This window comes from Accumulibacter sp. (assembly GCF_032229525.1).
Lineage (GTDB): Bacteria > Pseudomonadota > Gammaproteobacteria > Burkholderiales > Rhodocyclaceae > Accumulibacter.
In genome coordinates, this window is the sequence record NZ_JAVTWB010000218.1 from 1 (window position 1) to 5,093 (window position 5,093).

6 protein-coding genes are annotated in these 5,093 nt (G+C 61.1%); 1 reads left to right on the top strand and 5 read right to left on the bottom strand.

Annotation, left to right across the window (positions count from 1 at the left end):
- The 5 genes from RUW20_RS17535 to RUW20_RS17555 all read right to left on the bottom strand — a co-directional run.
- On the bottom strand, positions 1 to 2,233 hold a 2,233-nt coding region (locus RUW20_RS17535; protein ID WP_313953515.1), incomplete at its 3' end, for a VirB4 family type IV secretion/conjugal transfer ATPase.
- Positions 2,230 to 2,541, bottom strand: coding sequence for a conjugal transfer protein TrbD (locus RUW20_RS17540; protein WP_169068723.1), 312 nt, complete (start codon positions 2,539 to 2,541; stop codon positions 2,230 to 2,232). The genes RUW20_RS17535 and RUW20_RS17540, both read right to left, overlap by 4 nt.
- A 2-nt stretch (positions 2,542 to 2,543) precedes the next feature.
- Positions 2,544 to 2,933 carry a conjugal transfer system pilin TrbC gene (gene trbC / locus RUW20_RS17545; RefSeq protein ID WP_313953516.1) on the bottom strand — a complete coding sequence of 130 codons (390 nt, stop codon included), beginning with the start codon at positions 2,931 to 2,933 and terminating at the stop codon, positions 2,544 to 2,546.
- 12 nt (positions 2,934 to 2,945) lie between these two features.
- The gene (trbB, locus tag RUW20_RS17550) at positions 2,946 to 3,908 is read right to left on the bottom strand and encodes a P-type conjugative transfer ATPase TrbB (RefSeq protein ID WP_313953517.1); all 963 of its coding nucleotides are present in this window, start codon (positions 3,906 to 3,908) and stop codon (positions 2,946 to 2,948) included.
- Positions 3,909 to 4,165: 257 nt separating this feature from the next.
- Positions 4,166 to 4,528, bottom strand: coding sequence for a transcriptional regulator (locus RUW20_RS17555; protein WP_313953518.1), 363 nt, complete (start codon positions 4,526 to 4,528; stop codon positions 4,166 to 4,168).
- Between the two features lie 384 nt (positions 4,529 to 4,912).
- On the opposite strand from RUW20_RS17555, the gene kleE reads away from it, so the two are divergent.
- The coding region (gene kleE, locus RUW20_RS17560; RefSeq protein WP_313953519.1) for a KleE stable inheritance protein at positions 4,913 to 5,093 on the top strand (181 nt) is incomplete at its 3' end.

Here is a 5,093-nt window from a genome sequence, read left to right on the forward strand (position 1 = left end):
ATTCGACGATCACGTCCAGGATCCCCGAGTTGACCGCGTCGGAGAGGCTTTGCGTCGCCATCAGCACCAGGCAGTTCGCCTTGCGCAGGACCTTGAGCCACTCCCTGATCTTGGCGCGGAAGGCCGGGTGTCCGAGCATCAGCCAGGCTTCGTCGAGGATGATCACCGCCGGCTGGCCGTGCAGGGCGCGCTCGATTCGCCGGAACAGGTACAGCAGCACCGGCAGCGCGTACTTCTCGCCCAGGTTCATCAACTCTTCGATCTCGAAGACCGTGAAGTCGGAGAGCGACAAGCCGTCTTCCTCGGCGTCGAGCAGGTGTCCCATCGCGCCATCGACCGTGTACTGCCGGATGGCCTCGCGGATCGCCTCGTCCTGGATGGTGACCGAGAACTCGGACAGGGTTCGGCCATCGCTGGAGTGCAGACTGAGGATCGCATTGCCGATTTCGTTGCGCTGCGCGGCCGAGGTATCGAGTCCGTTCAACGCCAGGATGGTGTCGATCCACTCCATCGCCCAGGCACGATCCCCCTTGGTTTCCAGGAACTGCAAGGGGCAGAAGGCCAGCTGTTCATCGTCGGCGGCGACCGTGAAATGCTTGCCGCTGCTGCCCCCGGTCTGGGCGCGGATGGCGGCGGCGAGTGGGTACATCGACATGCCCTTGTCGAAGGCGAAGATCGACATCCCGGCATAGCGGCGCAGCTGTGCGGCGATGATGCCCAGGTGCGTCGATTTGCCAGCGCCGGTCGGGCCGAACATGAAGGTGTGGCCGACGTCGCGCACGTGCAGGTTCAGCCGAAACGGCGTCGCGCCGTGCGTCACGCAGTGCATCAAGGCCGGTGCCAGTGGCGGGTACATCGGGCACGGTGCGCCGTTGCTGCCTGTCCAGATCGTGCTTGTCGGCAGCAGATCGGCCAGGTTCATGGTGTTGATGAGTGGCCGGCGAACGTTCTCGACGCCGTGCCCGGGTAAGCTGCCGAGGTAGGCGTCCATGGTGTTGATGGTCTCGATACGCGCCGCGAAGCCGAGACGGTTGATCGCCTTTTCTACCTGGCGTGCAGACGCTTCAAGACGGGTGCGATCCTCGTCCATGAGCACGACGACGCTGGTGTAATAGCCCTGGGCGACCAGGCCGCTATTCACTTCGGCGATGGCCGCTTCGGCATCGGCGACCATCGAGATCGCATCCTGATCGATGGCCCCGGTGTTGGTGTTGAACACCTGGTCGAAGAAGCCGCGAATCTTCTGCCGCCACTTCTTGCGGAACTTGTCGAGGTGCCGCACCGCCTCGTGCGTGTCCATGAAGATGAAACGCGACGACCAACGGTATTCGCAAGGCAGCTCGCCGAGGGCGGTCAGGATGCCTGGAGTGGACTCCAGGGGGAAGCCTTCGATGGCGACCGTCTGGATGAACTGTCGGCCGACCTTGGGCACTACGCCGGCCCACATTTCCTGCCCACCAATGAGCGCGTCCAGGTACATCGGATTTGTCGGCAACTGCACAGGATGATTGATGCCGGTGACGCAAAATTGCAGCCAGCGCAGGAAGTCGTCGTGCGTGACTTGCGAACCATCCTCGTTGACCACCTTGTGGCCGCACAAGCGTTGGAGAATCAGCGCCGACGACAATCGCGACTCGATCGTGGCGCACTCGCGTTTGAAGAACTCGATCAGCCCTCTCGTGCTGGCCTTTTGATCGGGCGCCAGGGTATCGTCGTCGAACATCAATTCAACGAACTTGCGTTGCGCGAGCAGCGGTGGGAAGTAGGTCAGCGTCAGCACGAAGTAGCCTTCGTACATGGTGCCCAGGCCTTCGAATAGCCGACGCCGTTCCTCGTCGATGGCTGCCGACACCCCGTCGGGGAAGTGCGAGCTGCCGCGGCTCGAGTAGTTGGCCGCCGGCCGACGCACCGCGTCAACGTGCAGCATCCAGCCATTACCAAGCCCGGAGAGGGCCTGGTTGATGCGGAACGAGACGATCTCGCGCTGCTCGTCGGTGCTGCTGGCGTTGTCGCTTCCGTTGTACAGCCATGCGGCCATGAAAGAGCCGTTCTTGCCCACGATCACCCCGTCGTCCACCATCGCGGCGTAGTTGAGCAGATCGGCCAGACCGGCATCCCTGGAGCGATGCTTTTTCAGTCTCAAGTCTTCATCGACCGCACGGATACGGGTGTAGAGCGCGAGCAGAAGAACGGCTCCCGAGGCGGCAATGGCGAATGCAAGTCCTTCGATCATTGGTATTGCCTCCCCTGGCTGGTCGTGTTTTCCCGGAAGGGCGTGCTGCGCGCCGGGTAATACGGCTTGTAGCGACGGTGCCGTATGTACACGAAACGCATCTTCGGATCGGCCTTCGCCATCAATCGGAAGGCATAGAGCGCCGCGATCCACAACACCAGGCCGACGAGCGTCGCCCTGACTTCCTGCGCACTGAAAATCAGCGCAAAGGCCAGCAGGCCGGCGAACATGACCAGCTCACGGTCCCCTCCCATGAACAGGTTGTCCCGGTTGCCGGCGCGCCGAATGGGGACCGAGCGCAGAGCCATACTCAGGCCAGCCTTCCGGAATCGGTCGAGGTCGAGCCGGCGATTACCGCGCCACGGCCGAAGAAGGTGCCCATCACGTTTTGCGCGCCAACCAGCAGGGCCATCACCAGAACAATGAAGATCAAGGTACGGAAGAAGCCGTTGAGATCGCCGCCGAAGATCAGCACACCGCCGGCAACGACAATCCCGATGATCGATAGCGCGAAGGCGACCGGGCCGGTCACCGAGTTGCGCAGGTTGGTCAGCCAACTTTCATAGGGCAGCGAACCGCCCGTACCCACGGAGGCGAAAGCTTCTTGCGGGGTCAACAGGAAGAACGCCAGCAACAAGAGCAGCCCGAGAGAGACGATGGTCGAGTTCTTGAGTTGGAAAGACATGACGGGTGCTTGCATGGGTTTGGTCCTTTACAAAGGGCGAGTGATGTAGCGGCCGTCCTCGTACCCGGAAACCTCGATGATTTCCTGGACGCAGCGGCCTTCGGGAGTTCTGGCGATATGGACGACGACGTGAACCGCCTCCCCTATCAACGGTTCAATCGGTTTGGGTGAATCCGGGTGCATGCTGATGAGCATCGCAAGACGATCAAGTCCGGCCTTGGCGTTATTGGCGTGCAGCGTTGCGGCACCGCCCTCGTGGCCGGTATTCCAGGCCATCAACAAGTCGAGGGCCTCGGGGCCGCGCACTTCGCCGACCAGGATCCGGTCGGGCCGCATGCGCAGCGTGGTCTTCAAGAGCATGGTCATCGTCACTTCGAGCGAGGTGTGGTACTGCACGAAGTTCTCGGCGGCGCACTGGATTTCCCCAGTGTCCTCGATGATGAAGACGCGTTCGCTCGGGTCGAGCTCGACCATGGCATTGATGATGGCGTTGACCAGTGTGGTCTTGCCGGAGCCCGTCCCACCAATCACCAGGATGTTCCGGTGTGCCCTTATCGCGGAGGTCAGCACCGCCTGCTGTGCTGCGGTCATGATCCCGGCTTCGACGTACTGTTCCAGCGTGAAGATGGCGACAGCCTGCTTGCGAATGGCGAAAGTCGGCGCAGGAACGACCGGCGGAAGCTGCCCGGCGAAGCGCGACCCATCGAGAGGCAACTCGCCTTCGAGAATTGGCTTGTGCCGCGTGACTTCCTTGCCGTGGTAGCCGGCGACCGTCTTGATGATTGCTTCGGCCCGTGCAAACGGAATGGAGCCGATGCAGCTCATCCTTTCACCGAGCCGCTCCTGCCACAGCTTGCCGTCTGCGTTGAGCATGATCTCGACCGTCCTGGGATCAGCCAAGGCGTCCATGAGCAGCGGCCCCAGGTCGCGTTCCAACTTTTTCTTCGCCCGTTCCTTGAGGGTGGAAACGAGCGCTTCGCTTTCTGCCATCTGTCGATCTCTGTCCGGTTTGCTGGAATGCCGAAAACACCCAGCCCAACAAACGATATAACGAACACGAGATTAATGCAAGCCGATGGCTATAGTGGACGTGCGTTGGAGTTTGTGCTAACGGGCGGCCCGCTTTAACAAGCTTTTGTGCTTGTCATGAGTGGATCTAACAATCCAGGATCGGGCTTTGATAGGCGCAGGACACGCCAGTCGGAGGGGCAGGAAATTTTAGCGGCTAAAGCCCTGCCCTGGCGTTACTAGGGGTTGCGCAGTTTCTTTCTTGTCGCTTCATCCCACTTCTTGACGATGAAAACCTGGTGTTCCGGCAATACTGCCGACACCCGTCTGATGCCTTCTGGAAGGCTGCGCGGCGCATGCCCACCGGCCAGAGCGTCCAGACTGTCCCGGTCAAGGTCGGTCCATTCGAGGAGCGTTGGCAGCGGGGTGTCAAGCGCGTCGGCGATCGCCTCCATGATCTTCAACGAGGGATTCGCCTTGCCGTTGGTCAGATCTGAGAGAAACGAGATAGAGATGTGCGCCTTGTCGGCCAGCTCGTGTTTCGTCATGCCTCGTTCTTCAAGCAAGCGAAGGATGTTGGTAAAAAAGATCTGGCTGTACACGTGATGGTCACTGTCCGGTGGCGCGGCCTCAAAATTTTAGCCGCTAAAGTTCTTGACGCAGGAATGGAGTTTAGCTAAATTGCTATCCAGCGCTCTACGGGGGACTGTGTTTGTGACCTATAACTCCCAACTGAGCGGGCGGCACAGCTGGCGAACCGACGGGTAGCGAGCGGCAAAGAGGCGGTGTCATGCAAGGAAAGCCGGCGCGCAGCCCAAATACGGTTCGGACCGACGTGATCGGTCGAAGAGGCCAGTTGGCGAACGGGCGGGCAAGGTGAAGCGCCCCGGACGAACCGGGGCGCTTGACCCCAGCGCTGTCACACCAGGGCCCAGGCGCGGGCCTGCAAGCGGCATTAGACATGCGACCGCATGGAGGGTCAATCAATGGCGAGCATCATCAAGTTTCCCCGGAGTCTCGATTTCCCCGCCCCCCGTGCGGCTCGGCCGCGGATCGCTCCCAAGTACCTTGAAGGGATCCGCGGACAAGCCATCTTTTCCGGCCTGGTCGAGGGCATCTGGGTTGCCATTGTCCTCGTGTGGCCGGTATTGAAGTGGGTTCTGTCGA

Excerpts from the sequence above, each read along its gene's own strand:
- RUW20_RS17540 (WP_169068723.1), bottom strand. The coding sequence starts at position 2,541 with ATGGCTCTGCGCTCGGTCCCCATTCGGCGCGCCGGCAACCGGGACAAC.
- trbB (WP_313953517.1), bottom strand. The coding sequence starts at position 3,908 with ATGGCAGAAAGCGAAGCGCTCGTTTCCACCCTCAAGGAACGGGCGAAG.
- trbC (WP_313953516.1), bottom strand. The coding sequence starts at position 2,933 with ATGCAAGCACCCGTCATGTCTTTCCAACTCAAGAACTCGACCATCGTC.